Source organism: Brevundimonas sp. (genome assembly GCF_013823285.1).
Lineage (GTDB): Bacteria > Pseudomonadota > Alphaproteobacteria > Caulobacterales > Caulobacteraceae > Brevundimonas.
On the sequence record NZ_PNLV01000195.1, the window covers coordinates 1 to 861 of the forward strand.

Annotated in this window: 1 protein-coding gene; it reads left to right on the top strand. The window is 69.0% G+C overall.

Annotated elements, in window-relative coordinates; genetic code table 11:
• The coding region (locus C0461_RS14335; RefSeq protein WP_363378761.1) for an SMP-30/gluconolactonase/LRE family protein at positions 1 to 858 on the top strand (858 nt) is incomplete at its 5' end.
• Positions 859 to 861 lie beyond the last annotated feature (3 nt).

Here is an 861-nt window from a genome sequence, read left to right on the forward strand (position 1 = left end):
CCGACGCCCGAGTTGATCTGGGACCTCAGGGCCGAACTGGCCGAGGGACCGGTTTGGGACGCGGACCGGCGCTGCGTCTGGTTCGTGGACATCAAGGGCCGGACCCTGAACCGCTACGGCGTCGACGACGGGGCGAAGCAGAGCTGGTCCGCCCCGGACCAGATCGGCTTCGCCCTGCCGGCCGGGGATGGCTCGCTGATCTGCGGCGTGCGCGGCGGCCTCTATCGGTTCAACGTGGAGACAGGCGATTTCTCGCTGTTCCAGCCGGTCGAGCGGGACCGCCCCTGGAACCGCCTGAACGACGGCTTTGTGGCCCCGGACGGATCCCTGTGGTTCGGCTCCATGGACGATTCCGAGCAGCAAAAGACGGGCGCCCTGTATCGCTGGGCGGCGGGTGAACTGACGCTCATGGACGACGGCTACGGCGTCACCAACGGCCCGGCCCTGAGCCCCGACGGCAAGGTGCTCTATCACCACGACACCCTGGATAAGGCGGTCTACGCCTTCGACCATGGGGACGGCGCGATCTCGAACAGGCGCCTGTTCGCCACGACCACCGAAGGCTACGCCGACGGCCCGTCGGTGGACTCGGCGGGCGTGCTTCACGTGGGCCTGTTCGGCGGCTGGGGCGTGGGCCGCTGGGCGCCCGACGGCCAATATCTGGGCAAGATCGCCTTCCCCGTCTCCGCCGTGACCAAGGCCGCGTTCGGCGACGACGACCTGAAGACCCTCTATTGCACCACCGCCTGGCTCGGGCAGGATGCGGAGACCCGGGCCAGACAGCCCACGGCCGGCGGGCTGTTCCGCCTGCGTGTGGAAACCCCCGGCCTGCCTCAGAACCGGATACGACTGACCTGAAGG